General features: G+C 51.6%; 19 protein-coding genes and 3 tRNA genes. 12 read left to right on the forward strand and 10 right to left on the reverse strand.

What is annotated here, in order from left to right:
* Positions 1–275: 275 nt before the first annotated feature.
* On the forward strand, positions 276–593 hold the full coding sequence (sugE, locus tag M977_RS12955) for a quaternary ammonium compound efflux SMR transporter SugE (protein WP_064515611.1): 318 nt from the start codon (positions 276–278) through the stop codon (positions 591–593).
* Here the strand turns inward: sugE and M977_RS12960 are convergent.
* The 6 genes from M977_RS12960 to frdA all read right to left on the reverse strand — a co-directional run bounded on the left by M977_RS12960 (position 590) and on the right by frdA (position 5773).
* Positions 590–1123: a lipocalin family protein gene (locus M977_RS12960; RefSeq protein ID WP_064515615.1), complete on the reverse strand. Its 534-nt coding sequence runs from the start codon at positions 1121–1123 to the stop codon at positions 590–592. The two genes, sugE and M977_RS12960, sit on opposite strands and share 4 nt — an antisense overlap.
* Before the next feature lie 101 nt (positions 1124–1224).
* Positions 1225–2376, reverse strand: a complete 1152-nt coding sequence (gene ampC / locus M977_RS12965) for a CMY2/MIR/ACT/EC family class C beta-lactamase (protein WP_064515617.1) — start codon at positions 2374–2376, stop codon at positions 1225–1227.
* Positions 2377–2473: 97 nt separating this feature from the next.
* The gene (gene frdD, locus M977_RS12970; RefSeq protein WP_064515619.1) at positions 2474–2833 is read right to left on the reverse strand and encodes a fumarate reductase subunit FrdD; all 360 of its coding nucleotides are present in this window, start codon (positions 2831–2833) and stop codon (positions 2474–2476) included.
* 10 nt (positions 2834–2843) lie between these two features.
* Positions 2844–3239: a fumarate reductase subunit FrdC gene (frdC, locus tag M977_RS12975; RefSeq protein ID WP_034461133.1), complete on the reverse strand. Its 396-nt coding sequence runs from the start codon at positions 3237–3239 to the stop codon at positions 2844–2846.
* A gap of 10 nt (positions 3240–3249) precedes the next feature.
* Positions 3250–3975: a succinate dehydrogenase/fumarate reductase iron-sulfur subunit gene (locus tag M977_RS12980; protein WP_390886963.1), complete on the reverse strand. Its 726-nt coding sequence runs from the start codon at positions 3973–3975 to the stop codon at positions 3250–3252.
* 4 nt (positions 3976–3979) lie between these two features.
* The gene (gene frdA / locus M977_RS12985; protein WP_064515623.1) at positions 3980–5773 is read right to left on the reverse strand and encodes a fumarate reductase (quinol) flavoprotein subunit; all 1794 of its coding nucleotides are present in this window, start codon (positions 5771–5773) and stop codon (positions 3980–3982) included.
* A gap of 454 nt (positions 5774–6227) precedes the next feature.
* Between frdA and epmA the strand changes: the two genes are divergently transcribed.
* The gene (gene epmA / locus M977_RS12990; protein ID WP_064515625.1) at positions 6228–7205 is read left to right on the forward strand and encodes an elongation factor P--(R)-beta-lysine ligase; all 978 of its coding nucleotides are present in this window, start codon (positions 6228–6230) and stop codon (positions 7203–7205) included.
* 85 nt (positions 7206–7290) lie between these two features.
* Here the strand turns inward: epmA and mscM are convergent, their stop codons facing one another.
* The 3 genes from mscM to rsgA all read right to left on the reverse strand — a co-directional run bounded on the left by mscM (position 7291) and on the right by rsgA (position 12790).
* Positions 7291–10629: a miniconductance mechanosensitive channel MscM gene (gene mscM / locus M977_RS12995; protein WP_064515633.1), complete on the reverse strand. Its 3339-nt coding sequence runs from the start codon at positions 10627–10629 to the stop codon at positions 7291–7293.
* 60 nt (positions 10630–10689) lie between these two features.
* Positions 10690–11655, reverse strand: coding sequence for an archaetidylserine decarboxylase (asd, locus tag M977_RS13000; RefSeq protein ID WP_064515642.1), 966 nt, complete (start codon positions 11653–11655; stop codon positions 10690–10692).
* 79 nt (positions 11656–11734) lie between these two features.
* A complete protein-coding gene (gene rsgA / locus M977_RS13005) occupies positions 11735–12790 on the reverse strand; it encodes a small ribosomal subunit biogenesis GTPase RsgA (RefSeq protein WP_064515645.1) in 1056 nt (351 codons plus the stop codon).
* A 113-nt stretch (positions 12791–12903) separates the two neighbouring features.
* Here rsgA and orn point away from each other — a divergent pair, with 113 nt between their 5' ends.
* From orn to M977_RS13025, 4 genes are all read left to right on the forward strand, one after another.
* On the forward strand, positions 12904–13449 hold the full coding sequence (orn, locus tag M977_RS13010) for an oligoribonuclease (RefSeq protein WP_034461152.1): 546 nt from the start codon (positions 12904–12906) through the stop codon (positions 13447–13449).
* Positions 13450–13664: 215 nt separating this feature from the next.
* Positions 13665–13740 (forward strand) — tRNA-Gly (locus M977_RS13015).
* Positions 13741–13807: 67 nt separating this feature from the next.
* A tRNA-Gly gene (locus M977_RS13020) sits at positions 13808–13883 on the forward strand.
* Positions 13884–13920: 37 nt separating this feature from the next.
* Positions 13921–13996: transfer RNA gene (locus M977_RS13025), tRNA-Gly, on the forward strand.
* Positions 13997–14266: 270 nt separating this feature from the next.
* Here the strand turns inward: M977_RS13025 and queG are convergent.
* Positions 14267–15406, reverse strand: a complete 1140-nt coding sequence (queG, locus tag M977_RS13030; protein ID WP_064515650.1) for a tRNA epoxyqueuosine(34) reductase QueG — start codon at positions 15404–15406, stop codon at positions 14267–14269.
* On the opposite strand from queG, the gene nnr reads away from it, so the two are divergent.
* The 6 genes from nnr to hfq all read left to right on the forward strand — a co-directional run bounded on the left by nnr (position 15405) and on the right by hfq (position 21977).
* Entirely contained in the window at positions 15405–16931 is a 1527-nt protein-coding gene (gene nnr / locus M977_RS13035) for a bifunctional ADP-dependent NAD(P)H-hydrate dehydratase/NAD(P)H-hydrate epimerase (protein WP_064515677.1), read from the forward strand. The genes queG and nnr overlap by 2 nt on opposite strands.
* On the forward strand, positions 16924–17385 hold the full coding sequence (gene tsaE, locus M977_RS13040; protein ID WP_064515680.1) for a tRNA (adenosine(37)-N6)-threonylcarbamoyltransferase complex ATPase subunit type 1 TsaE: 462 nt from the start codon (positions 16924–16926) through the stop codon (positions 17383–17385). Before nnr ends, tsaE begins: the two co-directional genes overlap by 8 nt.
* A 13-nt stretch (positions 17386–17398) precedes the next feature.
* Entirely contained in the window at positions 17399–18730 is a 1332-nt protein-coding gene (amiB, locus tag M977_RS13045) for an N-acetylmuramoyl-L-alanine amidase AmiB (protein WP_064515683.1), read from the forward strand.
* Between the two features lie 9 nt (positions 18731–18739).
* Positions 18740–20626, forward strand: a complete 1887-nt coding sequence (gene mutL / locus M977_RS13050) for a DNA mismatch repair endonuclease MutL (protein WP_064515685.1) — start codon at positions 18740–18742, stop codon at positions 20624–20626.
* On the forward strand, positions 20619–21566 hold the full coding sequence (gene miaA, locus M977_RS13055) for a tRNA (adenosine(37)-N6)-dimethylallyltransferase MiaA (protein WP_064515687.1): 948 nt from the start codon (positions 20619–20621) through the stop codon (positions 21564–21566). Before mutL ends, miaA begins: the two co-directional genes overlap by 8 nt.
* 102 nt (positions 21567–21668) lie before the next feature.
* Positions 21669–21977 (forward strand): RNA chaperone Hfq, encoded by a 309-nt coding sequence (hfq, locus tag M977_RS13060; protein ID WP_034461169.1) that lies wholly within the window; start codon positions 21669–21671, stop codon positions 21975–21977.
* Positions 21978–22013: the final 36 nt, after the last annotated feature.

Here is a 22013-nt window from a genome sequence, read left to right on the forward strand (position 1 = left end):
CAACCTTTTCTGAATGCCAAATAAAACATTATAATATGAAGAAACCACCTGAAATGAATTGTGGATTTACGGGTTAAATTGCGTTCATTTCTCGGCTTAATGTCAAAACTCCCGCCAGATGTGGAAACAAAACTTTACTGGTTTTTATGATAAGAAAGTCCTGTTGGACTTTTTTGTCTGCAGTTGATTGTTAAAATAGCGCCCTCACCAGCCTTATGGGACGACCCGTTTGCGCTTCTTGATTTCCGGGGACGGCCCCAATAATGGAGCTGTATATGGCCTGGTTTATTCTTGTTATCGCCGGTTTATTAGAAGTTGTGTGGGCTGTCGGCCTGAAATATACCCATGGTTTCACCCGCCTGTGGCCAAGCGTTATCACAGTAGTTGCTATGGTTGTCAGCATTGCGCTGCTGTCCTGGTCAATGAAAACGCTGCCGACGGGTACCGCCTATGCCATCTGGACGGGGATTGGTGCCGTAGGTGCCGCAACCACCGGCATCATACTATTAGGTGAATCAGCAAGCCTGGCCCGCATCGCGAGCCTGGCATTGATTGTCATCGGTATTATTGGCCTGAAGCTCAGCACCCACTAACTGACGGGCTGCCTAATCCACAGCAGCTTCTCAACCACGAAGCCCTGTCGTTTGGCAGCCTCGAGCATCTGCTGTTTCACATCATCGCTAATGGTCGGCGTGCGCGACAAAATCCACAGATAATCTTTATCCGGCCCGCAGACCAGCGCGTGCCGGTAATCTTTATCAATGGCTATCACGTTATAGCCGCCATAGAACGGCCCAAAGAATGACACTTTCAGAGCTGCTCGGCTCGGGTCACCGGTGAAATACGCCTTGCCGATATTCTGCTGCCACATCTGCCTGTCGGGATTAAAACCTTTATTGATGACCTGAATTCCGCCGTCATCCATGGAGCTGTACGTTGCCGTGACCTGATCCAGACCTTTTTCAAATTTATGATCGAAGCGTGCAATTTCGTACCATCTTCCCAAATAGCGTTTAGCCTCAAAATTGTTAACCACCGTTGTTCCAGGTGGCGGCGTTGGGGAACTGCAAGAGACGACGAGAAACGCAACAGCAAGCAGGGGGATAATCGGCCAGATGCGCATAGCAAATTCCTTCTCGGTTTTTTGCTAAGTGTAGATGGCGGCAGGAAATAGAGTGGGGTGTGAAGAGAAATAAAGAGGCCTGTCGCACAGGCCGGGATAAATTACTGCAACGCTTTCAGGATTGCGTACCCTGCTTTTACACGTTCAGGGTTGGGATAGTTTTTATTTGCCAACATCACAATTCCGAGCTGTTGCTCAGGGATAAATGCCACGTAACTACCAAAACCCCCCGTTGAACCCGTTTTGTGAACCCAGGATGCCTTTACAGCGGGGGCTGCTGGCTCGATGGCGACGGCTTTTTGCGGGGCGAGAAAAACTTTACCGTCACTGCCATCAATAATGGGTTTGGCTTCAATCGGCCAGTTCAGCATCTCCCAGCCTAAGCCCTGGTACATGCTCCCGGCACGCCAGTAACGCGACTGCGCAAGCTCAATGCCGTGGCGCAAAGTCTTATCGGTCACGCGCTCTGAATCCATGTTGAATTGCACCCAGCTCGCCATATCTTCAATGCTGGATTTTACACCGTAGGCTTCGGCATCGAGCATGCCTGGCGATACGCGCACCGGCTTGCCGTTGCGATAACCGTAGGCATACTGTTTTTCTTCGGATGCAGGCACTTTTATCCAGGTATGAGCCAGTTTCAGCGGCTGGAATACACGTTCCGTCATCGCCTTTTCAAACGACTTTCCCGAAGGCTTAACCATCAGCGCGCCGAACAGGCCAATGCTGGCGTTGGAGTACAACCGTATTTCCCCTGGCGCGAATTGTGGCTGCCAGGTCTGGTAGAAATTGAGCAGTGAAGTCTGATTCGTCACATCATCTGGAACCTGCAGCGGCAAACCGCCCGCCGTGTAGGTCGCCAGATGCAGCAGGCTTATCTCTTTCCACTGGCTGCCCGTCAGTTCCGGCCAGTATTTGGTTGCCGGATCGCTTAATTTGATTTCGCCGCGAGCAATCGCATCGCCACCCAGTACGCCGGTGAAGGTTTTACTGACTGAACCAAGCTCGAATAATGTCTCTTTTGTGACCGCCCGATTTTGTTCGATATCGGCTTTTCCGTAGGTGAAATAGTACGGCTTGCCCTGATAAATCACCGCCACGGCCATGCCGGGAATCTCCTGCGCCTTCAGCAGCGGGGCGATAGTCTCGGCGACGGCTTTACCGATTTGTTGTTCGGTGAGGTTTTTGGGCGCGGCAAATACGGTGAATGAAGCGCTAACAACCAGCGCTGCGCAAAGTGTTCTTTTTATCATTAGTCGTCCTCCATGAAAGCGACACTTTAGACGTGAGCGCTAGAAATAAAAAGGCCTGCACATTGAATGGCAGGCCTCTTTCAAGCAATCAGCGCGATTACAGAGTAATAACGCCAATCAACGTCACAACAGTCAGAATGGCTGCAAGACCGTAGAACACCCACTTGCCAGATGGCACATGAATTTTCAGGTCGTGCATTGCGTGGTGGATACGGTGCAAACCACACCACAGTGGCAGCACAATCATCAGGAAGATGAACAGGCGACCAATCAGGCTTTGTGAGAATGCCAGCACACGGTCATAGCCTAAAGCATCGCCCGGGAAAAGCCCCAGCGGCAGCATAATGCCCACCAGCAGCACGATGACAGGAGCAATGATAGCGCCCCACATGCCGCCTGCGCCAAACAGACCCCAGAATACCGGCTCGTCGGAGCGTTTTGGATTTGGATTAATCATGACGTCCCCCTTACCAGAACAGTGCAATAAACAGAATGACGACCGTGGCGACAACCGTCACCGCCCACAGGCCTTTAATCACTGGCTCCGGCCCCATTTTGTCATCTTTGATGATGATATTGGCGGCCTTTGGTGCCAGTTCAAACCAGGTTTTCGTATGCAACAACGCAGCCGCTAACGTGATCAGGTTGAGGATAACCACGATAGGGTTCTGGAGAAAACTGACAAACCCTGCCCAGCTTTCCGGACCACTTTTCAAAGAGAAAAGGCCGCACAGCAACAAGATGCTGAACCAAACGGTAGGCACAGCGGTTCCTTCACGAATCATATAAAAACGATAGAAACCCAGTTTTTTCCACCAGGTTGGGGTCATCGTCCGCACATATGGCTTACGTTTCGTAGTCATTTTGCACTCCTTAGCGTGGTTTCAGGGTGGCAATCAAAAAGTCTTTCGAACTTTCGACTTTACCCTGCTGGATGGCAGCGGCGGGATCGACGTGTTTCGGGCACACTTCGGAGCAGTAGCCCACGAAAGTACAGCTCCAGACGCCGTTCTGGCCGTTTAACTGCGCCATACGCTCTTTCTTGCCATGGTCGCGGTTATCCAGGTTGTAACGGTGAGCAAGTGTGATTGCAGCCGGGCCAATAAACTCAGGGTTTAAACCAAACTGCGGGCATGCGGAATAACACAGGCCACAGTTGATGCAGCCGGAAAACTGATGGTATTTCGCCATCTGGGCTGGAGTTTGGGTGTTTGGCCCCTGGTCTGGTGTACGCGTATTGCCGATGATGTACGGCTTAATCGCTTCCAGGCTTTCGATAAAGTGGGTCATATCGACTACTAAATCGCGCTCAATTGGGAAGTTTGCCAGCGCCTCAACCTTCATACCCTTGGTGTATTCACGCAGGAAGGTTTTACAAGCCAGTTTAGGCACGCGGTTGACCATCATGCCGCAAGAGCCGCAGATAGCCATACGGCATGACCAGCGATAGCTCAGGTCTGGTGCCAGGTTGTCTTTGATATAACCCAGCGCATCCAGCAGCGAGGTTTGCTCATCATAAGGCACTTCATAGATTGCACTGTGCGGCTCGTTATCCGTTTCCGGGTTGTAGCGCACCACTTCAATCTTCAGGGTCTTCATCGCATCAGCCATTAGACGCCTCCTTCTTCTTGTCGGCCGCTTCTGATTCCGCACCATAGACGCGTTTTGCCGGTGGCAGGGTGGTGATTTTCACATCACTGTATTCCAGACGCGTAGTTCCATTGGCGTCACGGAAGGCGAGAGTGTGTTTCAGGAAGTTCACGTCATCACGTTCGGTGCAACCTTCGTCCAGACGCTGGTGCGCACCACGAGACTCTTTACGCGCCATTGCTGAGTGCGCCATACATTCCGCAACGTTCAGGCCGTGGCCCAACTCTATGGTGTATAGCAAATCAGTATTGAACACGCTGGATGTGTCAGTAATACGAACGCGTTTGAAGCGCTCCTGCAGCTCAGCCAGCTTGTCTTTCGTTTTCTGCATCAGTTCAGGGGTGCGATAAATACCGCAACCTTCTTCCATCGACAGACCCATTTCATCGCGGATCTTCGACCAGTTTTCACTGCCTTCCTGATTCACCAATTTCTTGAGACGGGTTTCAACATCTGCCGCTTGCGCGTTCAGTGCAGCATCATTGGCAGGCTGTGCTTCGTTCGCACGGCGCATCGCGTTTTCACCCGCCAGGCGACCAAACACCACCAGCTCTGCCAGAGAGTTCGAACCTAAACGGTTTGCACCATGCAGGCCAACGGACGAACATTCGCCGACGGCAAACAGGCCTTTAATGCGTGATTCGCACTGGCTGTCCGTTTCGATACCACCCATGGTGTAGTGCGCGGTAGGACGAACTGGAATAGGCTCTTTAACCGGGTCAACGCCAACATACGCTTTTGCCAGTTCGCAGATAAACGGCAGACGTTCGAGAAGTTTTTTCTCGCCCAGATGGCGCAGGTCGAGATAAACCACATCGCCACGTGGCGTCGGAACGGTGCGGCCAGCGCGCCATTCGTGCCAGAAGGCTTGAGAAACTTTGTCACGCGGGCCAAGTTCCATGTACTTGTTACGCGGCTCGCCCAGCGGAGTTTCAGGGCCCATTCCGTAATCTTGCAGATAACGATAGCCATCTTTGTTGACCAGAATACCGCCTTCACCACGGCAGCCTTCCGTCATCAGAATGCCGGAACCCGGAAGGCCGGTTGGGTGATATTGCACAAATTCCATATCACGCAACGGTACGCCGTGGCTCAACGCCATGCCCATACCATCGCCGGTCACGATGCCGCCGTTAGTGTTATAGCGATAAACACGACCCGCACCGCCGGTTGCCATAACAACGGCATTGGCGCGGATTTGTACCAGCGTGCCTTCCATCATATTCATGGCGACCAGGCCACGGGCAGCGCCGTCATCAACCAGAATGTCGAGCACGAAGTGCTCGTCAAAACGCTGGATTTGCGGGAACTGTAATGAGGTCTGGAATAGGGTGTGGAGCATATGGAAGCCGGTTTTATCTGCGGCAAACCAGGTGCGCTCAATCTTCATGCCACCAAAACGGCGAACGTTCACTGAACCGTCCGGGCGGCGGCTCCATGGGCAACCCCATTGCTCAAGCTGTGTCATTTCGGTTGGGCAGTTATGCACGAAGTAGTCGACTACATCCTGCTCACACAACCAGTCGCCACCGGAAACAGTGTCGTTGAAATGGTATTCGTAACTGTCGTGATCCTGCGTAACGGCTGCAGAACCCCCTTCGGCGGCCACGGTGTGACTACGCATTGGGTAGACTTTGGAAATCAGAGCGATTTTGGCTTGTGGATTGGCTTGTGCCGCCGCGATGGCTGCTCGTAAGCCCGCTCCGCCAGCGCCTATTATGGCAAGATCGGCTTGAAAGGTTTGCACGACATTCCTCCAGATTTTAGTTATTTCGCATAGCTAATTTAACCAAAGGTAGTTCACCAATACGGCGCCAGCTATAGCGAAAGGGTTATCCCTGCTCCTTTGTAGGTAGCGGATTATAGCCGCAGGCTTTTTAAGGAAATTTGACGTGTTCGATTTTTTTGCTGTTCAGTTCAGCAATTAATTAGTAGTAGTGATGAGTTACGTCACGAAATTCACATTATCAGCACCCTTGCCGCGTATACCCGTCGCCCTTCAAAATGCAGGGGTGTTGGCTACAATCACTCACCCGAATCACTTACTTCAGTAAGCTCATCGGGATTTGCTCGTTTGCCGCCTACCTGCATCTCGAAGTTTCTCGGGTATAAATGGTGGTGAAAATTTACTGCGCAAAATTTGTCTCCAATATGCGATGCGGGTAGACTTCTCGGCCTTGTTTGAATACGGAGACTCCACCATGAGCGAAACGGCCACCTGGCAGCCGAGCGCATCCATCCCCAACCTGTTAAAACGCGCTGCGATCATGGCAGTCATTCGGCGTTTTTTTGCCGACCGCGGTGTACTGGAGGTGGAAACACCGTGCATGAGTCAGGCTACGGTAACGGACATTAATCTGTTCCCGTTTGAAACCCGTTTTGTTGGCCCAGGCCACGCTCAGGGCGTGAATTTGTACCTGATGACCAGCCCGGAATACCACATGAAACGCCTGCTGGCGGCAGGCATCGGCCCGGTATTTCAGCTGTGCCGTAGCTTCCGTAATGAAGAGATGGGCCGCCACCATAATCCAGAGTTCACTATGCTGGAGTGGTACCGTCCTTGCTACGATATGTATCGTCTGATGAATGAAGTTGATGATTTACTGCAACAGGTTCTGGAAACAGATGCGGCAGAGTCTCTCTCATATCAGCAGGCTTTCCAGCGCCACCTGGAGATTGACCCACTTTCTGCGGACAAAACGCAGTTGCGCGAAGTGGCGAAAAAACTCGATCTAAGCAACATTGCCGATCAGGAAGAAGACCGCGATACCTTGCTGCAATTGCTGTTCAGCATGGGTGTTGAGCCACATATTGGTAAAGACAAACCGACGTTTGTTTATCACTTCCCGGCAAGCCAGGCCGCCCTTGCGCAAATCAGCACCGAGGATCACCGCGTCGCGGAGCGTTTCGAGGTTTACTTCCGAGGTATTGAGCTGGCGAATGGTTTCCACGAATTAACCGATGCGCGTGAGCAGCAGCAGCGTTTCGAGCAGGATAATCGCAAACGTGCCGCTCGCGGTTTGCCACAGCAGCCAATTGATGTGAATTTGCTGGAAGCGCTGAAGGCGGGATTGCCTGATTGTTCAGGTGTTGCGCTAGGTGTGGATCGTTTGATTATGTTGGCGCTGAAGGCTGAAAGCCTGGCCGACGTGCTGGCGTTCCCGGTAGACCGGGCTTAAAAAAACGGTGGATGACGCTTGCGCTTATCCACCCTACGCGATGTAAAAATAGAGCGGGTAAGCGTTTAGCTTCACCCGCTTTTTATTACAAACTCCCCGGCGTTCTTCCCGCTTTCCCCGACGATGTCAGCGTCTTACTACTCCGTTGCCCACCCAGACTATCCAGACGCATCTGGAACGGTGGGAATGGCAGCTCGATACCGTGTTCACGGAAACCTTGCAAAATGAGCTGATGAATTTCGTGGCGCAGCGGCATACGGTGGTTCATCTCTGCGGCGTAGATACGCAGCTCAAATATTTGAATGCCCGCCTGCAGGTCCACAAGGAACGCTTCTGGCGGTGGGTTATCAATGACCAACGAACAGCGCTCGGCTGCCTGCAACAACACCTTCGTGACTTCCTCGCTGTTTGCATCAGACGGGGCTGGAACAGTTAGCACCACACGCGTTACTGAATCCGACAACGACCAGTTGATGAACTGCTCGGTGATAAACGCTTTATTTGGCACGATTATCTCTTTGCGGTCCCAGTCGCTGATAGTGGTAGCACGGGTGTTGATCTTGGTGACACTGCCAGTGAGATCGCGAATTGTCACCGTGTCGCCAATACGAATCGGTTTTTCGAACAGAATAATCAGGCCGGAAATAAAGTTGGCGAAGATCTCCTGCAAACCAAAACCCAGACCAACACCGAGGGCTGCAACCAGCCACTGCAATTTCGACCACTCAATGCCAATCATCGAGAAGCCAACTAACGTGCCGACCAGTAACAGCAGATATTTGGTGACGGTGGTAATGGCGTAACCGGTGCCTGGTGCCAAATCCAGATGCTGTAAGAGCGCAAGTTCGAGTAGTGCAGGGAGGTTACGTACCAGTTGCATGGTGATAATTAGCACCAATATGGCAATTAACACTGAACCCAGGGTTATCGGCTCAATGCTTTCCACGCCTTGTACCGTTGAGGTCACATCCCACAGGGTGATGTTCTCAAGGAAACCAAATGCAGAATGGATTTCTGACCACAACACAATGACCGACAACAGCGCAATCAGCATCAGAATCGAACGCACCAGGCGCAGTGATTGCACGCTAATGGTATCCAGATCGATTTCAGGTTCTTCGATGGTTTCCGACGAGCCTTCGTTGCTGTGGCTGTGAGCGGCTTCTTCTTCACCACGTGCCCGCTGGGCCAGGATTTCAGCACGGCGATGTTTGGCGCGGTCAAAGGCCAGGCGGCGGCGCTGAATCAGCATCCAGCGACGGAAGATATGGTAAACCACCAGTAACAAGAACCAGATAGCCACCGACGTTTCAAGCCTCGCCAGCAAGGCCTGTGCTGTTGCCAGGTAACCCACTGCCGCTGCCAGAATAGCGAGCAACGGAGCCGCGAGCAGCAGGTTCCACAAAATGGTGTTAGCGATGTTTTCGCTATTACCTTGTTTATCCAGATACAGCGGAATGCCTGCACGTTTCAGACTCAAGGTCACCAGGGCCATCGCGCCACAAATCAACATGAAACACAGTCTGCCGAGTGAGCCTGAGAACTCACGGTCATTAAGATTATCGAAAATAATCAATGCCATAATCAGCGGCACAATCATGCCGATGCTCATCAGGTAATAGCGCATGGCACGGGCGACGCGTGGCTGCGGCCAGCCAAAATGCACGATGAACAAACCATTCGGGCGAGCAAACGTGGCGCAAATCATCACGGCCCACAGCAATGGCACCGTGGCGGTCACGCCATCACCGATAGCGACTGCGAGCGGGTACGGCCAGGCAGCTTGTAGCCCGTAGCCGAGCGTTGCCCATAATACCGGTAGAGGCAACGCCACCAGAATCGACCAGAACACGGTGCGCAAGGTTAAGCTGAAATGATCCTGCGTGACCTTACCGACCCTGGCGCTCGATCGTTCAAGGAAGGCAGAAAAATGGCGGCGGGAGCTGACACTAAAGCCCACTAGTATCAATGCGCCGAACAGCGGCAGCAGTGTTTCCTTGCTGGTGAGCATCATGATGGTGGCACTGCCAAGCTGGCTGAACGTGTCCATCGATACCAGACGACGCAAATCCTGCACAATCTCCACCGGCCAGGTGATGCCCATCGGGCTGACATCTGAGGTCCAGAACAGGTAGCGGTGTGTTGCTTCGTTGACCTCTTTTAACGCATCTTCCAGTTGGCTATTCGCCACTTTCAGTTTGGTTAGCTCGAGAATCAGGTTATCGCCACCTTGCAGCAAGGAATTGAGCAGTTCGCGCTGGGTGCGCAATTGCGCTTCCAGAATACGATTTTGCTCACTGGTAAGCTCCTGACCATCGTTCTGACGAATCTGGCGTAATTGCTGCTGCTTGTTCATCAGGTCTTCATAATGCAGACGCTGTACACGCAACTGGCCAAGTTCGGTATCCAGTTGCTGTGGCTTTGGCATTTCAGGTAAACGAGCCACCTGAGCGCGTAAGGCTTCACCCAACACATTCGACACGCCAAGCCATTGTGACTGTTCGCGCAGCGTGTTGAGTGCCTGACGCACTTGCAATGTCTGGCTTGAGGCCTGGCGTTGCTGAGAGGCCACTAAATCCATACGCTGAGCCTGTTGATTCAACGCCTGGGATAATTCACGGTTATTTTTAAACTGGTCAACGATACCTGATGGCAGGTTGGCGCTGCTTTCAGCTAGCAACTCTGTGCTTTCCAGGGCCTTTTCAGCTTCGCGCTGGCGCTGATTATTCAACTGATTACGTAATGCCTGGAGATAAGCATCCAGCTGCGTGCTCTGCTTTTGTGCCAGTTCTGCCCGTAGACGCGCGAGTTCCTGGCGGTTACTGGCTGACAACTGTGCCAGTTCCAGTTCATCGACCAGGGCTTTCAGACGTGATGATTCAGCCTGTAAAGAGAGATTTTGTGCCTGCGCTAGCGGTGTGCTGCTAGCAGGCGGGGTACCCATCCGACGTTCCACCTCGTTTAACTGGCGGCGCGCATCGGTTTGCTGTTGAGGCAGTTGGCTGAGCGAATCGGTGATTTCTCTGGTGCGTTCCTGCTCTTGCTGCGCAAGGCGGCTCTTATCGAGCAACTGGCTGCTAACTTGCAGGATTTCCTGATTTAACGCATCAGTGCTCATGGTCTCTGGCACTTTTGGCGGTTCATCGCGCAGGTTATTTATCTGCCGACGCAAGGTGTCAGAGAGTTTGGGGAAGTTATCGATAACTTGTTGGTATTGCGTGGCTCGTTCCAGCGAGACTTTGCGCTCATCAAGCGCGTTGAGCGCGGTCTGAAGTGCTTCCACGGTTTCAGGGCTGCCAGGTTTGTCTTTTGCAGACTTAGCTTGTTCGAGTTCCTGGGAGATTTGTTTGGCGTCGGGGGCGGTGGCGGCATACGCCGGAAGACTTAGGCACCAGGCCATCAGAAGTGTGATTATCAGGCGCACGTCAGTACCTTTAAGTGAACCAGCCCTCGTAGCGGTGTCACGAGGGCTGGGGAGAGCAGGTTAACTTTCGGTTTTGTTTTCCACAGACGGGCTGGTTTGTTGTTCAGCCGCAACTTCGACTTCCAGAATCTCACTTACCGGGATTTCTGGCTCAATCACAGGCTCGGTAGAAACCGCCAGCGGTTCACCAATTTTGGTGACAGACAAGCTTTGCAGTTGTTCAGCAAGGTTCACTTTACCTTGCGCGAACAAGTTGATGACCGTAGAGCCAAGTTTGAAGCGGCCCATCTCCTGGCCTTTCAGCAGCGCAACGGAGCCTTCGCTTTCACCCGCAGGCCACGTCCAGCGTTTAATTACGCCTTCACGCGGTGGCGTGATAGTGCCAGCCCAGACGGTTTCGATGCTGCCAACAATGGTGGCACCCACCAGGATTTGTGCCATCGGGCCAAACTCAGTATCGAACAGACAGATAACACGTTCGTTACGGGCAAACAGGTTCGGCACGTTTTGCGCGGTTAAATGGTTTACGGAGAACAGGTCGCCCGGCACGTAAATCATTTCACGCAAGATACCGTTACACGGCATGTGTACACGGTGGTAATCACGTGGTGACAGATAAGTGGTAACGAAACTGCCGTTACGGAACAAATCGGCCATTAAGTAGTTACCGGCGAGCAAGGCTTCGAGGCTGTAGTTATGGCCTTTTGCCTGCAAGATTTTGTCTTCTTCAATCGGGCCCAACTGGCTAACTACGCCGTCTGCTGGCATTACCAACACATTTGGGTCGGTATTGATTGGACGGACATCGTCACGCAGTGGGCGCACGAAGAATTCATTGAAGGTGCGATAGCTGGCGGTATCCGGCTTCTGAGCTTCCTTCATGTCGACTTTGTAGTATTTAACGAACAGGTCGATAACCAGTTTGGTCAACCAGCCAGCTCGTTTGCTTGCACCCCAACCTGCCAGGCGAGTCAGCCATAGTTTAGGCAGAATGTACTGGAGCGAAAGTTTAAAGTTGTCTAACAAGATAGCCTCCTGGCTAAGTACCCATATTAGCGGGCATACACAAAAAGGAGCGCGATTTTAGCGATGCCCAGCTTAATTGTCAGCGGTCAGTATCGGAAAAGGTTTTACGCGATTTTACCTCGGACATACTTTCCAGTATGCGATGGTAATTTTCGAAACGCGTCTCGGCGATTTCCCCACGCTCAACGGCTTCACGCAGCGCGCAGCCTGGATCGTTGGTGTGGCTGCAGTCACGGTATTTGCAACGACCTAAATATTCGTGGAATTCAGTAAACCCATGAGTGACTTGATCCGGCTCTAAGTGCCACAAACCAAACTCACGCACACCAGGGGAGTCGATAACATCACCGCCGCCCGGGAAGTGGTACAGACGAGATGCAGTGGTGGTGTGCTGGCCTAAACCTGAGTTGTCAGAAACGTCATTCACCAGAATCTGGACTTCTTTGAACCCGAGCAGGTTATTGAGCAGGCTCGATTTACCCACACCTGATTGCCCGGCAAAAATACTGACGCGGCCGATCAGGGCTTCTTCAAGCTCTTTCAGGCCTTCTACTTTATGGCTGGAAACCATCAACACGCGGTAACCAATCTTACGGTAGATATCCATCTGTTCATTGACGAATTTCAGGCCTTCTTCGTCGAGCAGATCGGTTTTATTCAGTACCAACAGTGGTTCAACGTCCAGGGTTTCGCACGCCACCAGATAACGGTCAATAATGTTTAATGACAGCTCGGGCAGAATGGCGGAAACCACAATAATTTGGTCGATGTTGGCGGCAATGGGCTTCACGCCGTCGTAGAAATCAGGGCGTGTCAGGACGGTTGTGCGCTCGTGCACCGCATCAACAATGCCTTTTATGGTTACGCCAGCCGCAGCTTCTTTGGCTGGGCGCCAGACCACATTGTCGCCGGTTACCAGCGAACGGATGGTGCGGCGAATATTGCAGCGGTGAATGTCACCACCTGGTGATTCAACATCGGCATGTTGGCCGAAACGGCTAATGACGCGACCATCGCGCGGTTCGCCAAACTGAGAGTCGTCAGGATCGGCTTTCTCCACAGTCTGTTTAAGCCGACGCTGGTGGTTTGCTGAAACCCGGCGCTGCTGTCCTTTGGAGAGTTTATTTTTGCTCAATCTTACTGGCTCCTGGTCGCCCGTGGTGGGCAAAACCTCTATGATACACACTATTTTATACGAATTAACCCATCGACAACGGTGGGCTACGCACAAGAAGGGTGGAAAATAGCATGAGTGGAAATGAAAACAATCTGATTTGGATTGATTTAGAAATGACCGGCCTGGACCCCGAGCGGGATCGCATAATTGAAATTGCCACTCTGGTTACCGATGCCAATTTGAATATCCTTGCCGAAGGGCCAACGATTGCGGTTCATCAGTCTGACGAACAGCTGGCGTTGATGGATGACTGGAATGTGCGTACCCATACTGGCAGCGGGCTGGTAGAACGCGTGAAAGCAAGCACCATGGACGACCGTGCGGCTGAACTGGCAACACTTGAGTTCCTGAAAGAGTGGGTTCCCGCTAATAGTTCTCCAATCTGTGGTAACAGCATAGGCCAGGATCGTCGTTTCCTGTTTAAGTACATGCCAGAACTTGAAGAGTACTTCCACTATCGTTATCTGGATGTCAGCACTCTGAAAGAGCTGGCGCGCCGTTGGAAACCTGAAATTTTGGCTGATTTCAAAAAGCAGGGTACCCATCAGGCGATGGATGATATCCGTGAGTCAGTGGCGGAACTTGCGTTCTACCGCGAGAACTTTATCAAGCTATAAGAAGTTGTTAGCCTCGGTCCTGTTTTTTTCACTAACCCGAAAAAAGGCAGGATCGAGAGATTTTCCTGATATTCGCTGGGAAAATAATCATTTTGTCGAATTAATCAGCATTCAAACAAAAATAGCGAAAAAAATCGTTTGAGGGCTTGCGACTAAAACGATTTCTCGTATAATGCGCCTCCCGTACCGATGCAGAATTTGCAGCGTTACACAGAGCGGGAATAGCTCAGTTGGTAGAGCACGACCTTGCCAAGGTCGGGGTCGCGAGTTCGAGTCTCGTTTCCCGCTCCAAATTTGATTACAGCAGTACCACCAAATTCGATGGCTTTTAAGCATCAGCTTGAAAGACGAAGAATATGCGGGAATAGCTCAGTTGGTAGAGCACGACCTTGCCAAGGTCGGGGTCGCGAGTTCGAGTCTCGTTTCCCGCTCCAAAATTTGATTGGCTTTTATAAGCCACGCACCACCCAAGCGGGAATAGCTCAGTTGGTAGAGCACGACCTTGCCAAGGTCGGGGTCGCGAGTTCGAGTCTCGTTTCCCGCTCCAAATTCTAATATCCAGTACAAATTATCCACAACGCTAACCAGCGTCGGTGGTGGTTTTTACGTTCGCGATAAAATCTTGTAAACAGACTTATCCACAGCCTTCGTCTATTCACTTAGATCGCTAATTATTTCTTAAATTTTATAAGAATATTTTAATCATTTGATTAATATCATTTTTTTAATATTTGAGAATGTTGAGCGGATCGCTTGCAGTTTTTTTTTCGTTTGCAGGACAAGGTGTTCAAATTTTTATTCACATCCTGTGGACATGTCATGCATCACGTTTTAACCCCTTTTCAATCACACGAACCAGACGCTGTTTCTGTGGGCGTTGGACTTCTGTAGCGCCCTCGCTTCGCTTGATTAATTGTTGCGCAATCGCCCAATCAATGTGCTCATCAAGAAGTGGGTGCTCACCTTTTCGTTGTTGCAACGTTTCCAGAATCGCCTCATCCCACGGTGCATTTCCCAATGCCACTGCAATATTTCGCAGCCAACGTAAATGGCCAATTCGACGAATAGCCGAACCTTCTGTCACGCGCAGGAAATAGTCTTCACCCCAGGTGAACAACTCAGCCAGTTCCGGTGCATGCAATTTGCTGCGCGGGCTAAAGTCTTCTTCGGTGGTCAACTGGGAGAAACGGTTCCACGGGCAAATCAGCTGGCAGTCATCGCAGCCGTAAATACGGTTGCCAATAAGCGGCCTGAACTCTTCCGGTATTGCACCTTCAAGCTCGATAGTGAGATAAGAAATGCAGCGGCGTGCGTCAACTGTGTAGGGCTCAACAATCGCGCCTGTCGGGCAGATAGTCATACAGGCCACGCAGCGCCCACACTTTTCCTCGACAGGTTTATCAATTGGCAGCGGAATATCGACCAACAGTTCGCCGAGGAAAAAGAACGATCCTGCTTCCTGGTTGAGGATTAGTGAGTGCTTACCTGTCCAGCCGAGCCCGGCTTTATCAGCAAGTGGACGCTCAAGAATCGGCGCTGAATCCACAAAAGGTCTAAAATTCAGCGTGGAACAATGAGACTGGATCATTTCGCCCAGTTTCTTGAGTCGATTACGCAGCAGTTTGTGGTAGTCGCGCCCAAGGGCGTAACGGCTGATATAACCAATTTTGGGATTTTTAAGCGTTGAAGCAAAGGCTGCGTTAGCGGGGAGATAGTTCATCCGCACGCTAATCACGCGCAAGGTGCCGGGGAGCAATTCGTGTGGTCGGGCACGCATCATGCCATGACGAGCCATCCAGTCCATCTCGCCGTGGTATTGTTTATCCAGCCATATCTGGAGCGCAGGTTCACTGGCGGTGAGATCGGTATCGGTAATTCCCACTTGCTGGAAGCCGAGTTCGATACCCCACTGCTTGATATTTTGCGCTAATTGATTGAGATCGAGGGGCTGTGACATGACGGACCTGAGCCTAAAAATAACCGCCAAAAGTATACCACATTCAGTCTGGTCCGCAGACTGGCTGCGCACCGCTGAGAAACACGCGGCAGATTACCTAGGGTTAACGCTATACGAATTGATGCAGCGGGCAGGGGCTGCGGCATTTAATCTTGCCCGCGAACTCTATCCGCAAACCCAACACTGGCTGGTTGCGTGCGGCCATGGCAATAACGGCGGTGACGGCTATGTGGTGGCGCGCCTTGCCCAAGCGGCGGGTATTCGTGTCACGTTATTGGCACTCGAAAGTGACAAGCCTTTGCCTGAAGAAGCGGCCAGCGCGCGTGATGCGTGGCTGGATGCAGCAGGTGTGATTCATGCCCCGGAACATGTCTGGGCAGACGATATCGATCTTGTGATTGACGGCGTACTTGGCACCGGACTTAACAGTGCTCCCCGAGATGTTGCAGCGCAGCTGATAGAAAAGTGCAATCAGCATGCGGCACCTGTCGTCGCGCTGGATATCCCTTCCGGCTTGCTTGCAGAAACCGGTGCAACGCCTGGAGCGGTGATCAACGCTTCTCACACCATCACTTTTATTGCCCTTAAGCCCGGGCTTCTGACCGGAAAAGCTCGCGATGTCGTGGGCGAATTGCATTTCAATGCGTTGGGTCTTGAAGACTGGTTAAAGGGGCAAGTTGCACCGATATCTCGCGTAGATAGCGCGCAACTAGCGGGATGGTTGCCTCCGCGTAAACCTACGTCGCATAAAGGGACTAATGGGCGGCTGGTGATCATTGGTGGCGACCACGGTACTGCCGGAGCGATTCGCATGACCGGCGAGGCTGCGCTACGCGCTGGAGCGGGGTTGATCAAGGTTTTAACTCGTTCAGAAAACATTGCCCCGCTTATTACCGCCCGACCGGAACTGATGGTTCAGGAACTCACATCAAATTCACTTGATGAATGTCTCGAATGGGCAGATGTGGTGGTTATTGGTCCTGGGCTTGGGATGCATGAATGGGGCAAAAAAGCCCTGGAAAAAGTAGAGAACTGCCGTAAACCGATGCTGTGGGATGCAGATGCGTTGAACCTTCTGGCAATCAATCCCGATAAACGTCAGAATCGCGTCATTACGCCGCATCCTGGCGAAGCCGCCCGGCTGTTAAATTGCGCAGTATCACAAATTGAGAGTGACCGCTTACTTTCCGCAGACCGTCTTGTAAAACGTTATGGCGGAATTGTGGTCTTAAAAGGTGCCGGTACGGTTGTTGCCAGTCAAAACGGCGAATGCTCACTCATTGATGTGGGAAATGCCGGGATGGGAAGTGGCGGTATGGGGGATGTGCTATCCGGGATCATCGGAGCATTGCTGGCACAGAAGTTAACCCCGTATGATGCGGCATGTGCTGGATGTGTTGTACATGGCGCTGCTGCTGATGTCTTGGCTCAGCGCTTCGGTACACGCGGTATGTTAGCAAGCGACTTATTCTCGACGATGTACCCTTTTGTTAACCCGGATTTGAATAGCAAAGAAAATGATTAATCGAGTTATCGCATTACCTGATGAAACTGCGACCTTAGAATTGGGTGCGCGTCTGGCAAAAGCCTGTATCGGTGCCACCGTGATTCATCTGTATGGTGACCTGGGTGCGGGCAAGACGACATTCAGCCGTGGTTTTGTGCAAGCGTTGGGCCACAAAGGCAATGTTAAGAGCCCAACTTACACGTTGGTTGAACCGTATGAACTTGGCAATTTGATGGTGTATCACTTTGATCTCTATCGCCTTGCTGATCCAGAAGAACTCGAATTTATGGGAATTCGTGACTATTTTACCAATGACGCAATTAGTCTGGTGGAATGGCCGCAAAAAGGCCAGGGTGTGCTGCCGGAACCGGATGTCGAAATACACCTAAGTTACCAGGCCGAAGGGCGCGAGGCGTGCCTGAAAGCAGTTTCCTCATCTGGTGAGTCGTTACTGGCGCGGTTTGCCAAATAACAAGGACGACGGGATGATCTTTCGCGTGAAAAGTTGGTTGATGGCGGCGTGCTTACTGTTGCTTACGGCACAGTCGGGTGCCGCGAGTTTAGCGGATATTCAGGTATCAAATGGTGATTCTCAGGCGCGAATCACCTTTAGTTTTATTGGTGACCCTGAATATGCATTCTCTCAGGATGATAAAAAAAGCGTAGCCCTGGATATTAAACAAACGGGTGTGATTCGAGGTTTACCTCTTTTGTTCAGTGGAAATAACCTGGTGAAAAGCATTCGTTCAGGGCAACCGAAAGATAGCGATTCCTTACGCCTGGTGGTTGATCTCACTGAGCCTGGCAAAACTCGCGCGGTGAAACAGCAAAATGGTTCTAATTACACGGTCGTGTTTACCATTAACGCCGATATGCCACCGCCGCCTCCACCTCCACCGGTTGTTGCCAAACACGTGGAAGCCCCGCCAGTTACCCGCCCGACAGAACCGGCAAAAAATCCGTTTAACCCGCAAACCGTTACTGGCGCAGTCAGTTCGAATACGGTGATGCATCCTGCGCGAACTCAACGCACCACTACTCAGTCTGATACCGTGGTTGTGGCGATTGATGCTGGACATGGTGGACAAGACCCGGGTGCGATTGGTCCGGGTGGGACGAAAGAGAAAAACGTCACTATTTCTATTGCCCGTAAACTACGTTCCTTGCTCAATGACGACCCGATGTTTAAAGGCGTGCTGACCCGTGATGGCGACTATTTCATTTCGGTGATGGGGCGCTCGGATGTGGCGCGTAAACAGAACGCCAATATTCTGGTTTCTATTCATGCCGATGCTGCACCAAACCGCGACGCGACGGGAGCATCTGTCTGGGTGCTGTCAAACCGCCGTGCAAATAGCGAAATGGCGGGCTGGCTCGAACAGCACGAGAAACAATCCGAGTTGCTGGGTGGTGCAGGTGATGTACTGGCCAATAGCCAGGCTGACCCGTATCTGAGCCAGGCAGTACTGGATTTGCAATTCGGCCATTCCCAGCGTGTCGGGTATGATGTGGCGACAAAAGTGCTGGCTCAAATGCAACGTGTCGGCGCGTTACACAAGCGTCGCCCTGAGCATGCAAGCCTTGGAGTATTACGCTCACCAGATATCCCTTCAGTGCTAGTGGAAACCGGGTTTATCAGTAACAACTCGGAAGAGCGCCTGCTTGATAGCGATGATTATCAGCAAAAAATTGCCCAAGCCATTTATCAAGGTTTGAGGGACTATTTCCAGACGCATCCGTTACAATCAGCACCTGCCCCGGGGCAAACCGCACGTTCGCAAGGTGCGGGTCTCGATCAGGTCGCGATTACTCAATAAGGAAATTTCATGCCGATTCAGGTTCTGCCGCCGCAACTTGCCAACCAGATTGCTGCTGGCGAAGTGGTAGAGCGCCCCGCATCGGTGGTGAAGGAGCTGGTTGAGAACAGTCTGGATGCTGGCGCTACTCGTATTGATATTGATATCGAACGCGGTGGTGCCAAGCTCATTCGTATCCGCGACAACGGTTGTGGTATCAAAAAAGACGAGCTGGCGCTTGCGTTGGCTCGCCATGCCACCAGTAAAATTGCTTCACTTGATGACCTTGAGGCGATTATCAGCCTTGGTTTTCGTGGCGAAGCGCTAGCCAGTATTAGCTCGGTTGCCCGTTTGACGTTAACGTCACGTACCGTCGATCAAAGCGAGGCGTGGCAGGCCTATGCCGAAGGCCGTGAACAAGATGTGACGGTGAAGCCCGCAGCGCATCCAGTCGGAACCACGCTTGAAGTGTTGGATCTGTTTTACAACACACCTGCCCGGCGCAAATTCATGCGCACTGAAAAAACCGAATTCAACCATATTGATGAGATTGTCAGGCGTATTGCGCTGGCACGCTTTGATGTATCGATTAATTTGACGCATAACGGCAAAGTCATTCGTCAATATCGTGCGGTCGCAGAAGGCGCGCCTCGTGAACGTCGTCTGGGTGCGATTTGTGGCACGCAGTTCCTCGAACAAGCTCTGTCCATTGAATGGCAGCACGGCGATCTTGCTTTACGTGGGTGGGTGGCTGAACCAAGTGCGACGACTTCTGCACTGGCAGAGATTCAATATTGTTACGTCAATGGCCGCATGATGCGTGACCGCTTGATAAATCACGCCATTCGCCAGGCCTGTGAAGATAAACTCGGAGCCGATCAGCAACCGGCATTTGTGCTCTATCTTGAAATCGATCCGCATCAGGTGGATGTGAATGTACATCCGGCCAAACATGAAGTGCGGTTCCATCAATCGCGTCTGGTGCATGACTTTATCTATCAGGGCGTGTTGAGCGTGCTGCAACAGCAGACAGAAAACCGTTTGCCACTGGAAGAAACAACCGAAGAACCGCAACAGAGTTGGCAGCCGGAAAATCGCGTTGCATCTGGACGTAACCAGTTTTCAACACCTGCCCCCACTTCTTCTGTTGTTCGTGAATCACCGCCTCGCAGTTCTTCGCCAAATGGCGGTGAATATAGCGGCGGAGGTGCCAGCAAAAACATACCTTTATGGCCTCATGCAGCACCAGGTTTCCAGAAGAAAGAAGGGGCGCTGTATCGCGAGCTTCTGAATACGCAAGCTTCCCCAACGCCAAAAAATCGTGCAGCTGAACCTGAAACCAACGAAGTATTAGACGCCCATGCACAAAGTTTTGGCCGTGTACTGACGGTGCTTGCACCAGACATGGCATTGCTGGAACGCGACGGCAAAATTATGCTGCTTTCATTAACCGTGGCTGAACGCTGGTTGAAAATGGCGCAGTTAGTACCAGGTAGTGAAGGTGCGCGGGCGCAACCATTGCTGATCCCTGTACGCCTGAAAGTGACGAAAGAAGAACAGGACGTTCTGGTTAAATATCAGTCGCTTTTATTGGAAATGGGTATCGAATTTGTCGCAGAGTCGCGTCAGATAACAATTCGCACCGTACCTTTACCTTTACGTAAACAAAATTTACAAATCTTGATTCACGAACTGCCAGGATACCTGGCGCAACAGACAGAGGTTAACGCACCACAGATTGCTCAATGGTTTGCTCGTCAAATGGACGGCTTTCATGAACAATGGAATCTGGCACAGGCAATTGCCTTGCTGGCTGATGTAGAGCGCCTTTGTCCGCAGCTGGTGAAATCACCACCTGGCGGTTTGTTACAACCTGTTGATTTACAATTGGCGATGAACGCCCTGAAACATGACTGAAGTTAAGCAAAACCTGCCACAGGCAATTTTTTTAATGGGGCCAACGGCCTCTGGTAAGACGGCGCTCGCGATTAATTTGCGTAAAACGTTGCCGGTAGAGTTGATAAGCGTCGATTCGGCCCTTATCTATCAAGGGATGGACATCGGTACAGCAAAGCCCACGGTGGAAGAACTTGCCCAAGCCCCGCACCGGTTACTTGATATTCTCGACCCTGCACAGGCTTATTCCGCCGCAGATTTCCGGCGCGATGCGTTAGCTGAAATGGCAGATATTACCGCAGCCGGGCGTATCCCCTTGTTAGTTGGGGGAACGATGCTCTACTTCAAGGCATTGTTAGAAGGTTTGTCACCGTTGCCATCTGCCGATCCAGAAGTTCGGGATAGGATAGAAAAACAGGCTGCAGAGCAAGGATGGGAGGCGTTGCATCGTGAGTTAGCACAGGTTGATCCTGTCGCCGCTGCACGTATTCATCCAAATGATCCACAAAGGCTTTCCCGCGCACTGGAAGTTTTTTTCATTTCGGGTAAAACTTTAACGGAACTGACGAAAACGTCAGGAGAAGCTCTGCCTTACCAGGTGCATCAGTTCGCCATCGCCCCGGCGAGCCGTGAACTGCTCCATCAACGAATTGAGCAGCGTTTTCATCAGATGTTAGCTTCTGGATTTGAAGCTGAAGTACGGGCTCTTTTTGCCCGTGGTGATTTGCATACGGATATGCCTTCCATTCGTTGTGTGGGTTACCGGCAGATGTGGTCTTATCTGGCCGGTGAAATTCCACATGATGAAATGGTTTATCGTGGTATTTGCGCGACGAGACAATTGGCTAAGCGCCAGATGACCTGGTTAAGAGGTTGGGAAGGTGTTCACTGGTTAGACAGTGAGAATCCGTCTCAATCTTATAACGATGTAGTACAGGTTGTTAGTGCGAAGCACCAATGAATGTGTACAATTGAATCGTTATGGTGCGCAGTATCTTACGCAGTTTTTCAGAGCCTCAGGGTTCTTGAGTTACAAACAACAAGCATATAAGGAAAAGATAGAATGGCTAAGGGGCAATCATTACAAGATCCGTTCTTGAACGCACTGCGTCGCGAACGTGTTCCAGTTTCTATTTATTTGGTGAATGGTATTAAGCTGCAAGGGCAGATTGAGTCTTTTGATCAGTTTGTGATCCTGTTGAAAAACACGGTCAGCCAGATGGTCTATAAGCACGCGATTTCAACTGTTGTTCCGTCACGTCCGGTATCTCATCACAGTAATAACACCGGTACTAGCGGTTCTGGCAGCTATCACCATGGCGGCAGCGCGCAAGGTTCTGCGCCACAACAAGACAACGAAGACGCTGAATAAGGCATAACGTTGTTTTTCCAAGCCGGGGAACCAGGG

This window comes from Buttiauxella gaviniae ATCC 51604, from assembly GCF_001654835.1.
Taxonomy (GTDB): domain Bacteria; phylum Pseudomonadota; class Gammaproteobacteria; order Enterobacterales; family Enterobacteriaceae; genus Buttiauxella; species Buttiauxella gaviniae.

Excerpts from the sequence above, each read along its gene's own strand:
- hfq (WP_034461169.1), top strand. The coding sequence starts at position 21,669 with ATGGCTAAGGGGCAATCATTACAAGATCCGTTCTTGAACGCACTGCGT.
- queG (WP_064515650.1), bottom strand. The coding sequence starts at position 15,406 with ATGTCACAGCCCCTCGATCTCAATCAATTAGCGCAAAATATCAAGCAG.
- miaA (WP_064515687.1), top strand. The coding sequence starts at position 20,619 with ATGACTGAAGTTAAGCAAAACCTGCCACAGGCAATTTTTTTAATGGGG.
- frdD (WP_064515619.1), bottom strand. The coding sequence starts at position 2,833 with ATGATTAATCCAAATCCAAAACGCTCCGACGAGCCGGTATTCTGGGGT.
- M977_RS12960 (WP_064515615.1), bottom strand. The coding sequence starts at position 1,123 with ATGCGCATCTGGCCGATTATCCCCCTGCTTGCTGTTGCGTTTCTCGTC.
- frdC (WP_034461133.1), bottom strand. The coding sequence starts at position 3,239 with ATGACTACGAAACGTAAGCCATATGTGCGGACGATGACCCCAACCTGG.
- amiB (WP_064515683.1), top strand. The coding sequence starts at position 17,399 with ATGATCTTTCGCGTGAAAAGTTGGTTGATGGCGGCGTGCTTACTGTTG.
- nnr (WP_064515677.1), top strand. The coding sequence starts at position 15,405 with ATGACGGACCTGAGCCTAAAAATAACCGCCAAAAGTATACCACATTCA.
- ampC (WP_064515617.1), bottom strand. The coding sequence starts at position 2,376 with ATGATAAAAAGAACACTTTGCGCAGCGCTGGTTGTTAGCGCTTCATTC.
- sugE (WP_064515611.1), top strand. The coding sequence starts at position 276 with ATGGCCTGGTTTATTCTTGTTATCGCCGGTTTATTAGAAGTTGTGTGG.
- M977_RS12980 (WP_390886963.1), bottom strand. The coding sequence starts at position 3,975 with ATGAAGACCCTGAAGATTGAAGTGGTGCGCTACAACCCGGAAACGGAT.
- epmA (WP_064515625.1), top strand. The coding sequence starts at position 6,228 with ATGAGCGAAACGGCCACCTGGCAGCCGAGCGCATCCATCCCCAACCTG.
- tsaE (WP_064515680.1), top strand. The coding sequence starts at position 16,924 with ATGATTAATCGAGTTATCGCATTACCTGATGAAACTGCGACCTTAGAA.
- mutL (WP_064515685.1), top strand. The coding sequence starts at position 18,740 with ATGCCGATTCAGGTTCTGCCGCCGCAACTTGCCAACCAGATTGCTGCT.
- orn (WP_034461152.1), top strand. The coding sequence starts at position 12,904 with ATGAGTGGAAATGAAAACAATCTGATTTGGATTGATTTAGAAATGACC.